Here is an 18,200-nt window from a genome sequence, read left to right on the forward strand (position 1 = left end):
TACTTAACCTGTTTATTAATCCCTAAAATCAAATGTACAAATTCTTTTAGGTAAGTTATAATTTCCCCAATTTTGATTGTTGTTAATCTTAAAATATGATTATTATGAAAAAAATATCGATTTATACACATAACAGAGAAGATCTTAAAAGAATAGTTCGATTGGTAATTGATGAAATTCGAAACACAGAAATATTGCCACAATCATTTAAGAATATTAAAAATGACAGATTAACTCAAAAAGAGGCTGCACAATTTTTAGGTATTTCTATCACCAGTTTAATAAGTTGGAAAAAACAAGGAAAAATTCCTTATTATCAAATTGGGAGATCTATATTTTACTATAAATCTGAACTTCTAAAAGTTGCAAAAAAATCTAGAGCTACTTTATAATAAGAATTATAAGGATATTTACTTTTTTGAATTAAACATCCAATATTATTTACTAATTTATCTAGGGTATAAATTGAAAACACCTTATTTAATTGCTATACTAATAGAAATTGTAATAATTTAAATTTATAATGCGTACCCTTTCGGTCTAAAAAATATACACGTCAATCGGGATGTGTATTTCTGCAAAATACGCATCCTGATTAAGATTCTTTTTTTCGTTGTTTTGTAGCTCAGGATACACATCCCGATTGAGAATTTCTTTTAAAATTGTAACTACCTATCAATAATGGGTTTAGGGTGGTTTTTGGGGTGTGTATTTTTGAAAAATAAACATCCCGATAGAGAATCGAATACACATCCCATTGGGGTCTGTATTTTGCAGAAATACACATCCCGATTTGGATTTAAGAATCTGAAGGTTTTTAAAGAATTATTTTCATAACACTACGTACCTCTTTCTGAAATTTCCTAATTAATGATTAATTAGTTTTTTTCTAATGGTTATGACCAAGTATTTTCGATAGAAAACATGAAAATTATTTGCAACCTCTTACAAGTAGTCTGCAAACAAAAGCAACTTTTTGTAAAGTAAAAAACTTACACTAGGGATCAATTCAATTGAATGGGGGTTGTGATACTCATTTATAGACATTTAAAGCGGTTAGAAGATTCGAAACACCGTATTCAAAAAACTATTTTTCTATGTTTATTACTAAAGTTGTCCAATATGGAATTAATAGAGGGTATAAATTATTAATACCTAATTTAGGTATTATCTCAATTAAAATTATAGCAACAGGAGTTTCTATACGTACAGATATTAAATTAAAAATACACACCTCAATCGGGATGTGTATTCTTGCAAAATACGTATCTCGATTGAGATATCTTAATATCACTAATTTTGAGATCAGGATACACATCCCGATTAAGAATCTGCTCAAAAAAAGAAAATACCTATAAATACTGGTCTGATAATAGTTTTTGGGCTGTGTATTTTTCAAAAATAAGCATCCCGATTAAGAATCGAATACACATCTAATTGGGGTCTGTATTTTGCAGAAATATACATCCCGATTTGGATTTAAGAATCTAAGGGTTTTAAAGAATTGTTTTCATAACACTACGTACCCTTTTTTGAAATTTCTAAATTGATAATGGCTTAACTTTTTTAAAGATAGGAAGTAAGTTTTTCTTATAGGGATGACACATAATTTTTTACTATTGCAATGACTTGAAGTTTTTCCTATAGGGATGACACGTAACTTTTTACTATAGCAATGACTTGAAGTTTTTCCTATAGGGATGACACGTAACTTTTTACTATAGCAATTACTTGAAGTTTTTCCTATAGAGATGACACATAACTTTTTACTATAACACGGACTTGAAGTTTTTCCTATAGGGATGACACGTAACTTTTTACTATAGCAATGACTTGAAGTTTTTCCTATACGGATGACACGTAACTTTTTACTATAGCAATGACTTGAAGTTTTTCCTATAGGGATGACGCATAACTTTTTACTATAGTAAGGACTTCAACTTTTCCCTATAAGAAGGAGCTGCAACTATTCCCTACAGGAGTGAGCTGTATCTTTTCCCTATAGGAAGGAGCTGCATCTTTTCCTTATAGGAGTGAGCTGTAACTTTTCCCTATAAGAGCAAGCTACAACTTTTCTCTATAGGAAGGAGCCAGAACTATTCCCTATAAGAGTGAGCTACGAGGCTGTCTGAAAAGGCAGTCTTTTTTTTGGTTAAAAAGGATTTGATTTTTAACTTTAGGTATGAGTCGAAATGTTATCTTCAAGACTTATGATCAAGATCAATTAAGTCTTTTACCTCCCAGTTATGATGATTTGGTTCCCAAAAATCATCCAGTTCGTATTGTTAATACGATTATAGATCATTTGAATATCGATAAGCTGATAGATAGCTATAAGGGTGGAGGTACTTCGAGCTACCATCCTCGTATGCTTTTGAAGGTTATTATTTATGGTTATTTACGTAATCTGTATTCTTCCCGTAAGATTGAACAAGCCTTGCAGGAGAATATTCATTTTATGTGGCTTAGTGGTCAGAGTACCCCTGATCATAATACGATTAATGATTTTAGAGGCAAGCGATTGAAAGGTCATTTAAAAAAGATTTTCAATCAAGTAGTTATTTTATTGAATGAGCAAGGGTATTTGTCATTGAAAGACCTGTATGTAGACGGTACTAAGATAGAAGCCAATGCCAACCGTTATACTTTTGTTTGGTCCAAGAGCATTAAGACTAATAGAGATAAGATCACTAAACAACTCAAAGAGTTATGGGCCTATGTAGAGAAAGTATATGCTGATCAAGAGCAACACCCCAATACTCCAGATTTTCAAGCTATTGATCCAGAGCAGGTCTCTCAAACTATTGATCAAATTAATAAGGCACTAGAAGGTAAAGAAGTTGATAAAAAAGTAAAGCAGAAGCTTAGCTATGGTAAAAAGAATTGGCCTTCCAATATTGATAAATATAATAAACAAGAAGAGCAATTGAATACCCGTAACAGTATGAGTAAGACTGATCCGGATGCCACTTTTATGCGTATGAAAGACGATCATATGCAAAACGGACAGCTCAAACCAGGCTATAACTTACAGGCATCCACTAACAACCAGTTTATTGTCAATTACACCTTAGCCCAAACCACGGCAGATACCACTACACTAATAGATCACGTTGAAGATTTTATAGAAGGTTATCAAGATATTCCAGATAGTATTACTGCAGATGCAGGCTATGGTAGTGAAGAGAACTATACGGATTTAGAGAACAAGAATATCGAAGCCTTTGTCAAATACAATTACTTCCACAAGGAACAACGAGAAGAAAAACAAGGAAAAGTAAAACATCCCTTTGCCGCCAATAAACTCTACTATAATCAAAATACTGACACCTATTATTGTCCAATGGGACAGGCTATGGAGCATATCGGGGATTATAAAAAACAAACCAAAACAGGGTACTGGCAAACCATCAGTAGGTATCAAGCAAAAAACTGTCATCGGTGCCCACTTAGAGCAAGCTGTTATAAAGCAAAAGGCAATAGGATCATAGAACGTAATCACAATTTGGTCAGACTCAAAACCAAAGCAAAAGAAAAACTACTGAGTGATCAAGGAATTGCACATCGCAAACAAAGATGTTGGGATGTAGAAGCTGTTTTTGGAAATATAAAGCAAAATATGAACTTTAAACGCTTTATGCTAAGAGGAATCCAGAAAGTAGAAACCGAAATTGGACTAATAGCTATGGCACATAACCTAAAAAAGCTAAGTTTAAGAGTGTAAAACACTATAAACTTATAAAACTAGTAACTAACAACTATCAACTACTAACTTATTTGAAAATCTAAACGTAAATTTACAATACAGTATAAAACAAAAAAGACTGCCTAAACCTTTTTAGACAGCCTCGTATTTTATAACCAATTACAAACTTAGAAAAGTATAGCAACCTCTTGTAGATCTGTAGCGAACAAAAGTAACTTTAGATAATCAAAGAATGTATTTTAAGAATCTAGTATTTTACAAAATTCGTTGAGTAAGATTTTCAATTTTATTTGCAACATTTTAAGCGATTAAAAGCTTCAAAATCATCTTAGGCTACTACTCCTGTGTTTTTATCTTTAAGGCTCTTAGAAGGCTTTAAAACACTTTTAAACATAGGGGTAAACTGTGTCTAATAACCATTGCATAGCCTTGATTTACTGTTCTATAAACCAAAGAAATAATGAAGTCAAATTTACCTGAAAAATATTTTCGTACCCCTTTTACTACAGTTTTCTATAATTGAATTAATAGGGGGTATAAATTCGCAAGTATTGGTATTGTTGGAGTACAAGATATTTTAAGCTTTTTTTAAGAATATGATTACGCAACGATACGTACTGTTTATCTTTTTTTTGATTTGTGTATGCTATTTATTTTTCCGAAATTTCGACTACTTCATCAATAGTCATTCTCAAAAAAAATCAGAACATCCAATCTTTAGAACAAGGAAGTATGAACGCTTCTTGGAAAACTATTCAATGAGATGGTAAACAGTAACAGCAATAATTATGATGGAAAGAAGAAAAATAATCAGAAGGGAGCGACTTAAAAATGTTCCATTATCAAAAGACAAAACCAAAAGAACCTTAGCAAATCAATCCAAAGAGCTACTTAAGAATCCTGTTGTGAAAGGGGTTGTTATTGTAGGAGCTTTGTATGCGGTTCTGTTTATATCAAAATACATTATTAAGGAGTATGCAGAAGTAGTAGCTTCTACAAAAAAATTAAGGGACGCGTATCGTCTGTAGTGTGTAGTATAAAAAGTAACGTTATGAATAGAATGCTTGAAAACACATCGAATAAGGATACCATAACAACGGTACTAAAGGTACATTCTGCGGTCTATCTGGTTATGAATATCGTTAGATTAGGAAAGGAATTGACTAAAAAAGATAAAGAAAAAAGTCATACATAGAAAACAGTAATGTAAACATGTTTTCCAACAATTAACAAAGAAGCCAAACCCATATAAAATAGAAGTTTACATTATTTTAGGGAACATGTTTACCAAAAGTGGAAAACATGTTTACCAACAATTTATCTGATAATACTCAATACTCCAATGTTTAGAATTTGGTTCGTAATTATGAACCGTAACACTTGTATCTATTGATTGATTAAGATCAAGTTTTTCTCCTTTTTTTATCATATCTAATATGGCAAAGGCTGCTTTTTTATAAGCAATAGTATCTATCGTACCATTGGTAAAATTGACTTGATCTATATAATACCGATTATTGTCTGCCAATGTATCTGGAGTAGTAGCGCAATAATATATTTTAGAAGTATCCTTCTGCATTATCAAGTGGATATCACAATACCCCGGATTATTAATTGCTGTTTGATTGATGTTAGCGTCTTCTATATGCAAACGGTCATTAAAAAGAAAGTTGCCCTGGATATCTTTTATATGGATGTAAGGATGGTACATTTCTTTTTGAATACATTGTTTAACAATATTTACTAAACTGTAGATGAGATGTAGATGGCGTTTTTCGGGATTTTCAGGAACTTCATTATCAATAACACATACTGCATTAGGCTGCGTTATTTCATTGACTAATTCTTGTATGTTGATGTTTTGTGACATCTTTTCCGTAAAATGGTTATTCAATAAAACTATTTTTTGTTTCTATGTTTTTCTGAATTATCATTTCCAGTTGGGTTTGCCTTTCTTGCTCGGTACTAGAAGATTTCATAGTAGGGTCAAAAATATTCTGATTCCAAAGCTTAACTGAAAAATCCAGAAAAGCAACAGGAGCTTTTTTAAATGAATTATCAATACTAAATTTTGGAATTTCGGACGAATTCAAAAAACTTTGCTCACCTCTTATTTTGTATTTCTGCTCTCCTTCAATCATTATTAATTTCATTTTTGAGGGCATTGGTTCTGCATCGCAATTTAGTATATACAAAAATGAAGTTTCTTTTATCCCATCTTTGTCCAGATCAGTTATCGAAAATGAATCTTTAATATAATTAACATACCCATCTGTATAACAATCAATTTTGTCATAAACTTTTACAGTTAGTTGATCATTTTTATACAGTTTGACAAATAGTTCCGTATTTTCAATATTTGATATTTCTTCCTCTATTTCATCAAAAATCTCACTAGTAGTCTTTTTTTCAAATAAAGTAAATAATTTATTTCCTTCATTATCATTAAATGCTACACAAACTTCATGTTTTTTAGGACATAAAGTATCTTGAATTTGAGGATTAATCTTACTAGTGGTTTTACTCAAATCTTTGGTACTATCTTTACAGTTTACAAACATAGCACCTAAAAATATGATTGAAATTTTAAAGTATTTATCGAGATGACTGCCCATTTTTTGTTTTCTTGTTTTTAACCTGCTCCTCCTACATCCGTAATCTTGATATTATTACCCTCTCTCTTTAATACTAACCATATTGCAGATTCTGAGTAATGGGTTTCCTCTCCGTCCATAAATTCTTCAACATAATTTATTAAATAAGTTGCTGTACTATCACATTCTGTCACAAGTTCACTAAACTCACTAGATATCAAGCCCTTTTTAAGAAGGCTTTCTTGGATATAAGAAAAGTCTTCTTGGCTAAAATTAAATTCATCATCATTAGTAGCAGATTTTTCTTTTACATTTTTGAAGTATTCTGTAAGATTTTTTATTTCCAAACTAGTGAAACAATCAGTATTATCAATAGTTTTAAGGGAGTTACTTTCTGTTTTTCCCAACTCCGCATTAATATTTGCTTTAGATTTATTAATGTTTTTACAAGAGGAAACAAAGCATAATAAAAGAATAATTACAAGTCTCATAAACTAAAATTATCCTGCTATACCAGCTGATTTAACATTAATATTTTTCCCTTTTTTAGTTAATTCATACATAATATTTCTTTCAGAATAATGAACCTCTCCATCATCTTCATATTTAATTCTTTCCATAATATCAAGAATTATGTAGTCGTCACATTCGACATCTTCATTATATTTTAATACAAAAGAATTAAAATCATCGGACAAGAATAATTTTTTAAAATCGGATAAATCTTCCTCTTTGAAATTGAATCCGGACAAATCAAGAGTAGTATTTTCATTTGTAATTGACTTGAAGAATAAACTCAAGTTTTTGATATCTTTTTGAGTAAAGCAATTTAAATCATTTTGCTCTTCTTCATTTTTTGTTTGTACAACTTTATTATCTTGAATTACTTCTGAGGTATTAACTTTTTTCGTTTCTTCGCTTTTAACTTCTTGTTTACAAGATGAAAAAAATATAAAAGTGCTTACAAATAACGAAAATAAATAGCAATCTAATTTTGGTATATTTCTCATTTAAAAATAGTTAATTACTCATTTTCTCATACCAATCTTTATGAATACTATCTTGACTATAATTATAAGTTTTTAAAAGAAACATCATAAAAAGTTTATCGTGTTCTAATAACCATTCCAATTGCGACGTATCATTGTTAAACAAATATTTATTCCTTGCAATTAGGGTTTTTATATTTTCTTCTCTTTCTTGTTCCAGGTCATTGAAATCCGACCATTTGTAAATCTTTATCGAACTACCTTCTTCATCTATTTTATCTACGTTCATATTGTCTTCAATAACCGAAATATCAGAATATTTAGCTCTGTAATTTAGAATTTCGGGAATAGCATAAAGTTCGGTTATAAAATTATGTTCTTTAATTATGAAAACTGAAGATGGGTTCATTTCTATAGAATTATCATTTCTGAAGAACTTAAACTCCCTATCGCTCTTATTTTCAAGGTTTACATATAAATACTTTGAACCACTACTAAAATCAATAGTTCTGCCAAATATTCTTTTTATTTGCTCCCCAAACTCTTCATCTGAGGGCTTTTCATAGTTAACCAAATAATTTTTAATTATGGGGATGATAGCTTCTAAATCCTTAGAAGTAAATTTATAGGTAGAAATGTCAAAAGATTTATCATACAAAGCTGATTTACCTGCTTCAATTTGTGCTTGCAGGATCTTTTTAAATTTGATAGAATCTTGAGTTACATCCCTTTTTTCACTATTAATTTTCTTGATTTTGTTAGATAAGTGTAAATCAGATGAGTCCGCTTTATTTTCTTTACAAGAAATACTTATGGCGACCAGTACGTAAAAAGATATTTTAAAGACTATTTTTTTCATTTGTTATTTTTTTAACCATGAGTATCCTCATAACTTAGTTCTTTTCCGTCAGGAGAAATCTTTGGAAGATTCTTTTCTGAGCTCGTAGGAGTATAATTTTTAGGTTTGATTAGCCAAAAGGATTTATTAATTCCTGTTTTTAATTTTGGATTAGTACATAGTGTTCTTTTTCCTGGTCCATCATTTGTAGCTCCGTCGGATTGATTACCTCCTAAATATATTAAACTTTTACCATCCTCAGATTGCCCTAATACAAATGCTACGTGCGAATGTGAAAATACAATAACTGCACCTACGAATGCATCATCAATACTTGATATAATTTCACCATTTAACCAACCATCAATATCTTTTCTCTTCTTTTTAGCTAAACTTGGTGTTAACCAATCATATGCTGCTACATTAATTTTTGGATTAGTGCTTTTATAATCTTCTGTTTGCTCAAAACACCAATTTATATAGGCAGCACACCAGTTTCCTTTATAATCATAGAATTTATGGCTACTTAAGGAAAAATATAAATTTATTTGTTCTTTTAAAGGGGATTCATTTTGTCTAACTCCTCCATACTTATCAAGTTCTTGCTTTGCAAATACCATCCAAGGGGCACGATCACTATAATCAACTTCTAGAGCTCCAGACTTTTTCAAAAATGGTTGATCAAAATCTAACTGATCCCCTTCACAAGTTACCTGTAACCAAAGATAAGTTTTCTTCTTTTCTTGATGTTTTATAGCTGGGGTATATCGGTCGGGTTCGTCAATAATTCTCTTATCATCATCTTTCATCTTCACATCTTGATCCTTCTTGCTATCATACCACACTCCATCTATACATTCATCGGGTGGGCTCAGGATATCTTTCCATTGTTGGTGCGCTTCTTTGTCTTTTCTTTTTAAGATGACGGATATTTGGGCTTTCCCATCACTCACCTTTGCTTCAGCTTCTGTTTTTTCTTCTTTATCAACCAACAGCGGTAGAGGTGTTTCTTTTTCTGTTAATAAAATAGGTTCCTTTTCAAACACCTTAAAGCTAACAGTTTTTCCTTCCAGATTTTGAGCTTCGGCAGTTAGATGTACTTCGCTTCCTAAACTGGCACTATCGATCTTCTGATAATAGGTAATGGTTTTGGAGTCTTTCTTTTCTTCTTTTTCTTTTGGTTTCTCCTTTTCTTCCTTTGGAGGTATCTTTAAAACCTGTCCGACTTTTAGCGAGTTAGATGTTAGATTATTATATTCTTTAAGGACTTTGTGATGAGATACTCCATATTTTTTTGCCACACTATACAGAACATCGCCTTTTTTGACAGTATGAGTTATTTCCTTGGGCTTCTCTACAATTTCTTTTTTAGGTTCTGGTTTGGATAGTTCTTCTCCTTTTTGCACTTCTTTCTTTCGTTCTTCTGCAAAATAAGCTGTAATGATTTTTTCATCCGGATTAAGATCCAAATAGGTAGCGTATTTGTCTTTACAATTTTCTAAGGGTTCACTACTATTTACAACAACGAATAAATCTAATCCCGGCTTATTTTCATCCTTTTCTTGTAGTCCGTATTGAGCTTTCTTTTTTATAGGGAATTGCTTTAGAGTTTTACGACCAGTAATCTTAATACTATTAGCCCCCCAATCTAACTTGTCATCTTTACCACCCTTATCATAATCGAGAATATCAAGGTTCAGCTCTTTATCTTTCATACCGATAGTCTCTACCTGTAAAAAGACATCCTGATCATATCCGGCAAACTTGATAGGTTCTTCTTTTGCATTAACCCAATTAATATTTATAACCTCCGGTTTAGCTGTTACCGTAGCGGTCACTACATATCCCTTTTTAGGTTTGTGATCAGGTCTGTTTCTAAATGCTTCTACATTTACCTTTTTACCATCCAACCATTTAGAAAACACAATAGTTAATTTATTGTTCTTTTCTCCATCTTCTTCTACAACTTCTGCTTTCGCATATAAATACGCATCATTTTCTATCGCTAGTGTTCTCATGGCTGCATTATCAATAATCAAAAAATTATCTCCTACATCTTCTTTTTGATTCTCTGAATTCTTGATCTGTACATGCTTTTTAGAACCATCTAGCTTAACGCCATCTATATAAAAACACCAACGCATACGTTGCTTATCTTTATCTAAAGTATCATCATTGTTTACTTCATATTCAGATATAATGTATTCTAGTTTCTCTCCAGATTTTACTTCTGTAGGACCCGTTACCGTTTTAGGAAAATTTTGTTTCTTAGTCTCAGTAGTACCATTGGTAACAGGAGTTACAAAATTAGCATTCGCTTTTGGGGCACTCGTATGATTATTTTCTACGGTATCAGGAGTTATAGCAACAATTACAGCCCCTTCTTCTGCTTCATTATGTGGAATTAAGTCTTCAGCCATTTTTGATGTATTTAGTTACAAGACATTTCCATTGTTGATAAATCAATATAATCAAATTTGGTGTAATACACTTTATTTTCATCCATCAACCATTCTGCACCAAAATCTCCAAGACTAAACTCGCAGCTTCTAAACAATCCTGGTTTCACTAAAACTTTACCATTCTTATCTTCAAGCGCTACGTAAGCAGACTTATGAGACTGTTGGCTACTAAAACCAATAGCGTACATTTCTTTCTGTACATATACAACTAATACATACTGACCATCTGGACTAGCGTGCCTTTTATATTCTTCAAACTTTTTCCTGGTAAAGAAGTAGATAGCTCCTATAATCAAAATGAGTACAGGGATTAAGTATATTAATTTTTTCATAATGATAATTCTATATCAACAGTTTGTTTATTAAGGGTAGAGTATACGTGAAAATCATAACCCATATTGTGTACATCTCTATAATCTCGATAACTTTTATTGGTTACTTCATAATAATCACCAACATTAGATGGTTCAGAACGTTCAACTTCTAATTCTGTTTTGCTTTTAATCTTCCAATATCCTAGTGGCTGTGATGGTTCATTAGGATCATCATCCACAAAATCAAAGTTATCTTTGATAAAAAACGCTAATTCTTGAACTTTTATTTTTGTTGAGGGCGAAGAAAACATTCCTCCGGCATCGTATTCCAATTGTCCTTTTGCTGCCACGTGATAATTAAAATTAGCCAGTGTTGCTATGAAATCATCAATTCCATCAAAGGCATAATGTAGTCCTAAATCCCAAAATCCTGAGAAAGGTTTAGAATTAAAATAATACACTTCAAATTTTGGCATTTTCTCACTTCGATAGGTTTCTATAGCAGTATCAAAAGTTCCGAATGATGTTGTTTTATTTGATGCATCAGGAAGTGTTGCTAGTCCCTTAGGAATCATTTTTCTAATCTCTCCCTTTAAAGCTTTCTTTACATTATTATTGAAATAAGCATCTAATTCATTTTTTGTGTCCCGAAAAAACTCTTCATATTCCCCATTTACCTGACTAGATTCTGCAACTACCCACGACCAAGTAAAAGCGTCAATTTCTGGATCTACCGATTTTTTATCATCATTTTTCCCTTTCGTAAACCAAATCTTCTGAAGATTTACCGCATTTGTCCATCCTTTTATTGACATCAACGCAGGTATATATCTGATAAAATGTACCTCGTATATATCTGGAACTTCTTCTTCCTCATCATCTAGCACTATTTTAAAGGAAAACTCAATAATGTTTGGTAAAACTTTACCTGAACTTGCTACTTTTTTTGCTACAGCATTATAAAATGAATAGTCTATCACTTTATACCATCGATTTTCTCCTTTCTTATTTAAGGTATAACTCTTAGAAGTATATACATGCTTTTTAGTTCCCCCATCAGTTTTATTTAACGCAAAAACTTTAATGGTATACGAAGTAGCTTTTACATCCTTTTCGGGAGTAAACTTTACATAAGCTTTATCATTTCCAAAATCTAATACCATCTTTCTAACGAGTTCGTTTTAACCTAAATTTTAAAAAAAAGAGTAGGATAAATGTTATTACATATATGATTAAAGGGATTGCGAAAATTGTTCTATAAAACGAATCGCCTATCAATTGATTCTCATCAGAATATAGAACTGGGTATGTTCCATCTTCTACCTTGTCATATTGATATACTATATTTTCCTTTATCGGATTCAATTTCAATCCTAAAAATACCGTAGTATCCCCTTTAGGAATCAAAATCACAAAACTCATTTTTATGATCAAGAATATTGATATCAATATGATGCCTAGATTTATAAGTTTAGTGTTGATCATTTTAGTTTGAATTTTTTTCGTAAACCTGGTATGTAATCATACAATTTCTCTCCTGGACATCCATCACCAATTTCTTTTCCTGTAACATCCGAATGACCGATTAATTTAACTATGGGGAAATAATTAAGCAAAGAGCTTATCAGTTTTTTTAATAAAACAATTTGCGAAGGTTCTACATCATCATCTATATCCCACCATTGGTGATCAAAATCACCCTCTACCATTATCCCAATTTTTTTAGAATTCTTCCCAGATGCATGAGCTCCTTTAAATGGTAATGGGCGGGCTTCATATATTTTACTTTCATTATGTTCTGCTCTACCTATGACAAAATGATACCCTACATCTTCCCAATTATTTTTAACTATATGTAAATTCTCAATAGCATTTACGTGAGTGTCCAAATTATCTCCAGAATGATGTAAAACGATAGTATGATAGTTCCAATCAAATTCTAAGGGTGTTTTCTTAGCATTTATTATAGATGGGTCAATAATATCATACGCATTTAGACCTTGATTTGTCCAAGTATTTCTTTTTACAATATGAGTATCCTTTAGCATTTTTTGACCAAAAGGCTTTCTCTCAACTTTAGATAGATGAAAGACATGTGTTGTTTTTTCTTTTAAACTTTTTACTTCTGCATCAAATTTGGGAATAAATATTTCTCCAGACTTACCAAAATCAAATGCTCTGTATGTACCTTTTACAGCACTTCCAAAATTAAAATCTAACAGAACTGAGCCTTTATTACTGTTTCTATCTAATGAAGGAAGATGTTGCTTAAAATATTTATCTAAAGTGTCTCCTGTTTTAACTTTGACTTTAGTAGTACCTACCAATAATTTTTGTTTCTTGTCAGTACTCTTGTCTTTTAACGAATCGATATGAGAAACAGGTTTTTCTTCAGATTTTTCTAGCGTGTAGATATCTTTTCCGAGATCAGATAATTTATCATCACTTTTCTTTATTTTACCGTAATAATGACCACGTAATTTAAACGGAGCTTTCTGATCACTTGAAATTTCGAAATATCCTTTCTCGTTTGTGGTGCATTGAATTGATTTGTCATCCGAAGTCGCTACAGAAAATGTTAATCCCGCTATTGGTTTCTTTGATTTTTCATCTAAGAATAAGAAGTACGTTGAATCCTTATTGGTTTCTTCCTGATTATCATCACTAACTTGAGAAACAGTTACAACCTCTGCAACTTCTTGAAGTTCCACAGTTTTTGAAACTTGCTCTAAAGATGAAGATACTAATAGTTTAGATACTGGTTCATCTGGTGTAATACCATCTATCGCTGTTGGTACTAAAGAAGAAGGTTGAGATTTTTGTAAATCATCTTTAATTTTTATCTGCGAACCTCCATAATTACACATAATAGTAGAGCTCTCCAACAATGCTTTATTGTTTTGAACTAATACATCTCCTGTTCCCTGCCATTGACCTGTTTGGATCACCGCAACGCAAGGCACTGATTGTTGAGGACTTGCTTTACAAGTACCCTGAAATAAAAGGTTTACCTTCTCTTTATCTTTTTCTGTTGCCCACAGTTTACCTTGTAATTTGATCATATTAGAAGTTACCATTAATGTGCCTTGTGGATTGGTACACATCTGGCATTCTATCTTAGCCTGATTACAAACATATTTTTTAGCACTCATAATTTTCTTAAGCTGATATGATGTTCATTTCTAATTGATCTCTTTTTTTATAACCTTCTCCAAACATAGTTTCAATAACCAATGATCCGGTATTTAATAATCCAGTATTGGTATTAAAATGAAATATACCATCATAGGATGACAGTTTAAATTCGGATTTTTTGTCAACTCCTTTTCTGATTAAATGATTTTCTATTTTATTGATATATGTTTGTTCGCTGTTTAACCTACCTTTTAATCTTAAAGTAATTGTTTCAGAATTGGTATCAATCTGATCGCAATAAATAGATTCATCAATTACCACAGGAATATGGTCAACTGTATTATAAATAGTTTTTATCCTACCTAAAATAGCTTTATTTGACGTTGTATATGATCCATATAAACCATCAAATAGCAAACCAAATAATCTAGGCTGTTGGAAATCTGTCAATAACTTGGCTTTATCCTCAATTTTTTTTCTTATCCCTAAGAGATATTGATCCATTACATTACCTTCATACAATTCTTTTAATTCTCGTTGTAATACTTCCCATTTCTGTACGATGATATGATGGTTGTGAATATCTTTTATTAATCCTTTTTTATCTATCCCCAAAAGAACAGTATCTGAAAGAGATGCCATTTTTAATGTTATGTCTTCTTGTTTTTTAAGAAGATTATCCAATGAGATGTTATGTTCAATAGTTTTTACTTGAATCTGAGGAACTTTGTTTTCTTTCTTTAAAATAGTTACATCCACTATTTTTTCAGAACTATTAACGACTCTTTTTCCATTCAAGATCACCTCGGATCGTATAAGATGTTCATAAACAGCAGAAGTAGCTTCCAGTTGTAATTGGAGTTGTATGTCTTCAACAAGAAATCTCATTTATCCTTTGCTTATCTTTACATCAGCACCTCCCTGAAAAGTGGATACTCCAGCTCCTTCAATAGTCATATCTCCATTAGAAGCTATTATTGTAGTTTCAGATGATGTCTGTTCAAAAGATTGAGTAATATCGATCATTTTATCCTGATCAATATACTCATTACTATTTTTTGCACTAAGGTTATGATTCTCTCCTACCGTTACATCCATATTCTCCTGCACATTGATAGCAAGGTTTTTAGCATTAAGTGTAATATTTTCCAATGCAGTTATTGTAATATTGTTCTTAACAGTATCAATATGAAAAACATTGCTATTTTTATCCGTAATCTTTATACTTTCTGCTCCTTCAGTATCATTTAATTCTATCAAATGCCCCGTTCTGGTTTTAATGGCTTTAATATCGTTTTTATCAGATTGCCAACTATCGGGTTTGGCTGTACCGTGATACAACGCTCCTAAGACAAAGGGACGTTCTGCATTTCCTGCTTCAAAATTTACGATTACTTCTTCATTAATTTCTGGTATGAAATGGATCCCTTTATCCGATCCTGCATGAGGTGTCATCATACGCAACCAAGGCGTTGTCGCACCTAATGGTTTTTGCCAAGGAAATTGTACTTTAATTCTACTTAATCCATCTGGATCGTTGTTTTCTACAACTGTCGCAATTTGTATGTCGGACTTAGGATATTTGTTGATATCCATTTTAGGATATGCTGTAAAATTGGCATCTACGGCTTCAAAAGTGTTTCGATAAGACCCTCCTTCAATGTTGGTATGAGTGATTTTTATAATTCTAAAAGTTCCGTGCCCTTTGATTTTAATTACTTCCCCAAGATTAATTCCCGGATTATCAGAGGAACCTCTAGCAATAACCTGCTTCATAGCACGTGCCTTTGTATATTGCTCTACTTGGGTATCTAATCTTGGTTTTATAGATGTATCATTGTAAAGATTATGATATACTTGTGTTTGTTTGCTATATAATTCTTTTGATTTCTTATTTGTAAAACCGTGATATCCTTCGGCCGGAATGGCTACATCGGTGCTACTTTTTTGATGAACTTCATCCGTAAGATAATCGTTCGTAAAATAATCAAAGGAATTAGCAATAGAGCTTAACTCCAAAGAGAATTTTTGTAGATCTATACCATACGAAAGTTCCGTTTCCTCATTACTTGGGCTACCAAAAACAAGTTTTTTCCCGTCATAATAGAACCACTCATTGTAATAAGCTGCCAGTCTACTTGCATAGTTAAAAGCACTTTGATTATGTTGTACAGAATAATGAATCGTATCTGAAGATACCGGAGAAAAATTAGTTTCTAATTTTCCTTTATCATAATCCTGAAATGTTTGCTCTAAGATTTCTGTAAGACTCATATCATTAAAGGAATCATAATGACCTCCATCATCAGAAAGAATTGAGGTACTTTTAGCATATAAAGTAACCAAATCACCACTAGATTGGTGAAATCCTTTTGTACCCATAACTTTAGTTACAATTCCTTTAAATTCTAATTCTTTATAACCTCTGAAATCCGAGGTGGAACTTATCTTAACCGTAATAACACCTCCCAAATACTCTTTGCTGTCTCCAATTAATTCTTCCGATAACTTCTCAACCACATCAGTTCTACATACTAATTCTAAATCATGATGTGCATCAATTTCTTGTACTAACTTTAAACTTACATAGGACTGAATAAGTGTTCCGGATATGAATATTTGAGTAGTGGTTTGTAGTGCCATATGGAATTAATATTTGGGTTCTATGTATTAGTGTATTAATTTAATTATTTGTTACCTACAACTGAGATATTATAATGCAAACTTACTGTTATTATTGTATTTAACTTTAGCAAAAGGGGATTTTACCCCTATTAAAACTTAATATTTTCGATGAGTAACTTGTATATTCGTTCAGTAACATATTTATTTACTTTAAAATTCTTTTTTCGGATCTACTTGGTCTAATAACTCTAGTAATAAGAGTCGGTTTGTTTTTGAATTTTTCTTATGTACTCGATTATCTTTTAAAAAGTAATCGATCACATATCTAAGATGCGTGTTTTCAAACGTTTCTATAATATTTTTATTTGTTAATCGCTTCATTTTATAATCCTGAGATAGAGTATAGAATAAATTGTTTCTTGTTGTAAAAGGAAAAAATACTGATCTAAATTCATAAACCTTGATGAAATGACAGTAATCCATTAAGTAACAATATCCACTTTTACCAATAGTAACCATTTCCTTTTTGAAGAATTGTTTACTTAATTCATTCTTAATGCACTGGTACTCAATAGGAGATTTTTGCCCTTGCAACAGTACTTCGACTTTTTGTAAGAGATCATAAGCATCAATTTTTGTCAATCCATCAAATTGTTTCAATACTTTCTGTAAAATTTCATCCTGGTAGGTCAGCATAGGCTTGCTAGTTTTTATTATAATCCTGTTTATAAAAGATATTCGGGTACTCTTAGTAAATGGAGAGCTATTTTAACCATATAAAAAACTATCATAAAAAGTACTCGATATCTCTGGCTGGGGTTATCAACACAAATTATCTTTATGAATATGTATTTAAAAAAAAATATGGCGTTCGAGCGGGCTATCCGTTACAATTCCTCGCACTTCGTTACCTCAGGCTGTGGGATTTTCTCTACTATCCCTAACGCAGATTTAGAACTTTACAGGAACATTCTGAGCAAATGCCTTACCTGTAGACAGATTATAAAATCCTATTTGAATATATCCTTTTAGACTGTCACTAATTTTGCTCTCAATGAAGTCTTTCATTTTGTTTCTTTTATCAAAGTTATAGACCTCTCTTTTGTCTTTAAATCTATACTGCGCAAAATCCCCTTCTTTTTTTAATTTTTTACTTTCTTTATTCGAACTAAAAGCACGTAAAACAACATACAGGTCAAATACTTCTTCTTGTTTTTTGTCTAATTCAATATTTGTTGGTGGACTTACCAAAGTATCTTTAATACTATCAATATAACCATATTTGTAGCTGTATACTCTTCCTCCTGATCTACTATGAAAAAACCTATCAAGATTTATTTTAGAACCATAAGTATTAATCACTTTAATTTTTTGAGGAATCATAATCCTTATTAACGTACTATCTTTATTATATGCTTTTTCGAACATCACTTTTACAGGTAAATCTGTATCAACTTGCATAATAGTGACCTCTCTATCTTGAGATTTACAAGAATTAAAAACAAGGAAGAAAGTAATTGCAAATAAATATTTCATA

Annotated in this window: 19 protein-coding genes; 5 read left to right on the forward strand and 14 right to left on the reverse strand. The window is 31.5% G+C overall.

Features of this window, described 5'->3' with window-relative positions; all coding sequences use genetic code 11:
- Positions 1-104: 104 nt before the first annotated feature.
- The 5 genes from Q0829_RS23710 (at position 105) to Q0829_RS23730 (ending at position 4,901) form a co-directional block, all read left to right on the forward strand.
- The gene (locus Q0829_RS23710) at positions 105-392 is read left to right on the forward strand and encodes a helix-turn-helix domain-containing protein (RefSeq protein ID WP_298547651.1); all 288 of its coding nucleotides are present in this window, start codon (positions 105-107) and stop codon (positions 390-392) included.
- Positions 393-1,097: 705 nt separating this feature from the next.
- Positions 1,098-1,358, forward strand: a complete 261-nt coding sequence (locus Q0829_RS23715; RefSeq protein WP_298547653.1) for a hypothetical protein — start codon at positions 1,098-1,100, stop codon at positions 1,356-1,358.
- 824 nt (positions 1,359-2,182) lie between these two features.
- Positions 2,183-3,724 carry an IS1182 family transposase gene (locus Q0829_RS23720; RefSeq protein WP_298547654.1) on the forward strand — a complete coding sequence of 514 codons (1,542 nt, stop codon included), beginning with the start codon at positions 2,183-2,185 and terminating at the stop codon, positions 3,722-3,724.
- A gap of 770 nt (positions 3,725-4,494) precedes the next feature.
- Entirely contained in the window at positions 4,495-4,734 is a 240-nt protein-coding gene (locus Q0829_RS23725; protein WP_298547655.1) for a hypothetical protein, read from the forward strand.
- Between the two features lie 23 nt (positions 4,735-4,757).
- A complete protein-coding gene (locus tag Q0829_RS23730) occupies positions 4,758-4,901 on the forward strand; it encodes a hypothetical protein (RefSeq protein WP_298547657.1) in 144 nt (47 codons plus the stop codon).
- A 111-nt stretch (positions 4,902-5,012) separates the two neighbouring features.
- Here the strand turns inward: Q0829_RS23730 and Q0829_RS23735 are convergent, their stop codons facing one another.
- The 14 genes from Q0829_RS23735 to Q0829_RS23800 all read right to left on the reverse strand — a co-directional run bounded on the left by Q0829_RS23735 (position 5,013) and on the right by Q0829_RS23800 (position 18,199).
- A complete protein-coding gene (locus Q0829_RS23735; protein ID WP_298547659.1) occupies positions 5,013-5,576 on the reverse strand; it encodes a hypothetical protein in 564 nt (187 codons plus the stop codon).
- A gap of 16 nt (positions 5,577-5,592) precedes the next feature.
- On the reverse strand, positions 5,593-6,321 hold the full coding sequence (locus tag Q0829_RS23740) for a M949_RS01915 family surface polysaccharide biosynthesis protein (protein WP_298547661.1): 729 nt from the start codon (positions 6,319-6,321) through the stop codon (positions 5,593-5,595).
- Positions 6,322-6,338: 17 nt separating this feature from the next.
- Entirely contained in the window at positions 6,339-6,791 is a 453-nt protein-coding gene (locus Q0829_RS23745) for a hypothetical protein (RefSeq protein ID WP_298547662.1), read from the reverse strand.
- Positions 6,792-6,800: 9 nt separating this feature from the next.
- Complete coding sequence (locus Q0829_RS23750; protein ID WP_298547664.1) at positions 6,801-7,310, reverse strand: hypothetical protein; 510 nt, start codon at positions 7,308-7,310, stop codon at positions 6,801-6,803.
- A 10-nt stretch (positions 7,311-7,320) separates the two neighbouring features.
- Positions 7,321-8,148 carry a hypothetical protein gene (locus Q0829_RS23755; protein ID WP_298547666.1) on the reverse strand — a complete coding sequence of 276 codons (828 nt, stop codon included), beginning with the start codon at positions 8,146-8,148 and terminating at the stop codon, positions 7,321-7,323.
- 11 nt (positions 8,149-8,159) lie between these two features.
- Positions 8,160-10,547: a LysM peptidoglycan-binding domain-containing protein gene (locus tag Q0829_RS23760; RefSeq protein WP_298547668.1), complete on the reverse strand. Its 2,388-nt coding sequence runs from the start codon at positions 10,545-10,547 to the stop codon at positions 8,160-8,162.
- Positions 10,548-10,558: 11 nt separating this feature from the next.
- Positions 10,559-10,921: a hypothetical protein gene (locus tag Q0829_RS23765; RefSeq protein WP_298547669.1), complete on the reverse strand. Its 363-nt coding sequence runs from the start codon at positions 10,919-10,921 to the stop codon at positions 10,559-10,561.
- Positions 10,918-12,066 (reverse strand): DUF6402 family protein, encoded by a 1,149-nt coding sequence (locus tag Q0829_RS23770; protein ID WP_298547670.1) that lies wholly within the window; start codon positions 12,064-12,066, stop codon positions 10,918-10,920. The genes Q0829_RS23765 and Q0829_RS23770 overlap by 4 nt, the downstream gene beginning before the upstream one ends.
- Before the next feature lie 4 nt (positions 12,067-12,070).
- On the reverse strand, positions 12,071-12,388 hold the full coding sequence (locus tag Q0829_RS23775; protein ID WP_298547672.1) for a hypothetical protein: 318 nt from the start codon (positions 12,386-12,388) through the stop codon (positions 12,071-12,073).
- Positions 12,385-14,055 carry a PAAR-like protein gene (locus tag Q0829_RS23780; protein WP_298547673.1) on the reverse strand — a complete coding sequence of 557 codons (1,671 nt, stop codon included), beginning with the start codon at positions 14,053-14,055 and terminating at the stop codon, positions 12,385-12,387. Before Q0829_RS23780 ends, Q0829_RS23775 begins: the two co-directional genes overlap by 4 nt.
- Positions 14,056-14,062: 7 nt before the next feature.
- On the reverse strand, positions 14,063-14,926 hold the full coding sequence (locus tag Q0829_RS23785) for a hypothetical protein (protein ID WP_298547675.1): 864 nt from the start codon (positions 14,924-14,926) through the stop codon (positions 14,063-14,065).
- Positions 14,927-16,681, reverse strand: coding sequence for a phage baseplate assembly protein V (locus tag Q0829_RS23790; RefSeq protein WP_298547676.1), 1,755 nt, complete (start codon positions 16,679-16,681; stop codon positions 14,927-14,929).
- Between the two features lie 192 nt (positions 16,682-16,873).
- A complete protein-coding gene (locus Q0829_RS23795; RefSeq protein WP_298547677.1) occupies positions 16,874-17,359 on the reverse strand; it encodes a hypothetical protein in 486 nt (161 codons plus the stop codon).
- A gap of 255 nt (positions 17,360-17,614) precedes the next feature.
- Entirely contained in the window at positions 17,615-18,199 is a 585-nt protein-coding gene (locus tag Q0829_RS23800) for a hypothetical protein (protein WP_298547678.1), read from the reverse strand.
- Position 18,200: the final 1 nt, after the last annotated feature.

It is taken from the genome of uncultured Aquimarina sp., assembly GCF_947492405.1.
In the GTDB taxonomy this organism is placed as follows: Bacteria; Bacteroidota; Bacteroidia; order Flavobacteriales; family Flavobacteriaceae; genus Aquimarina.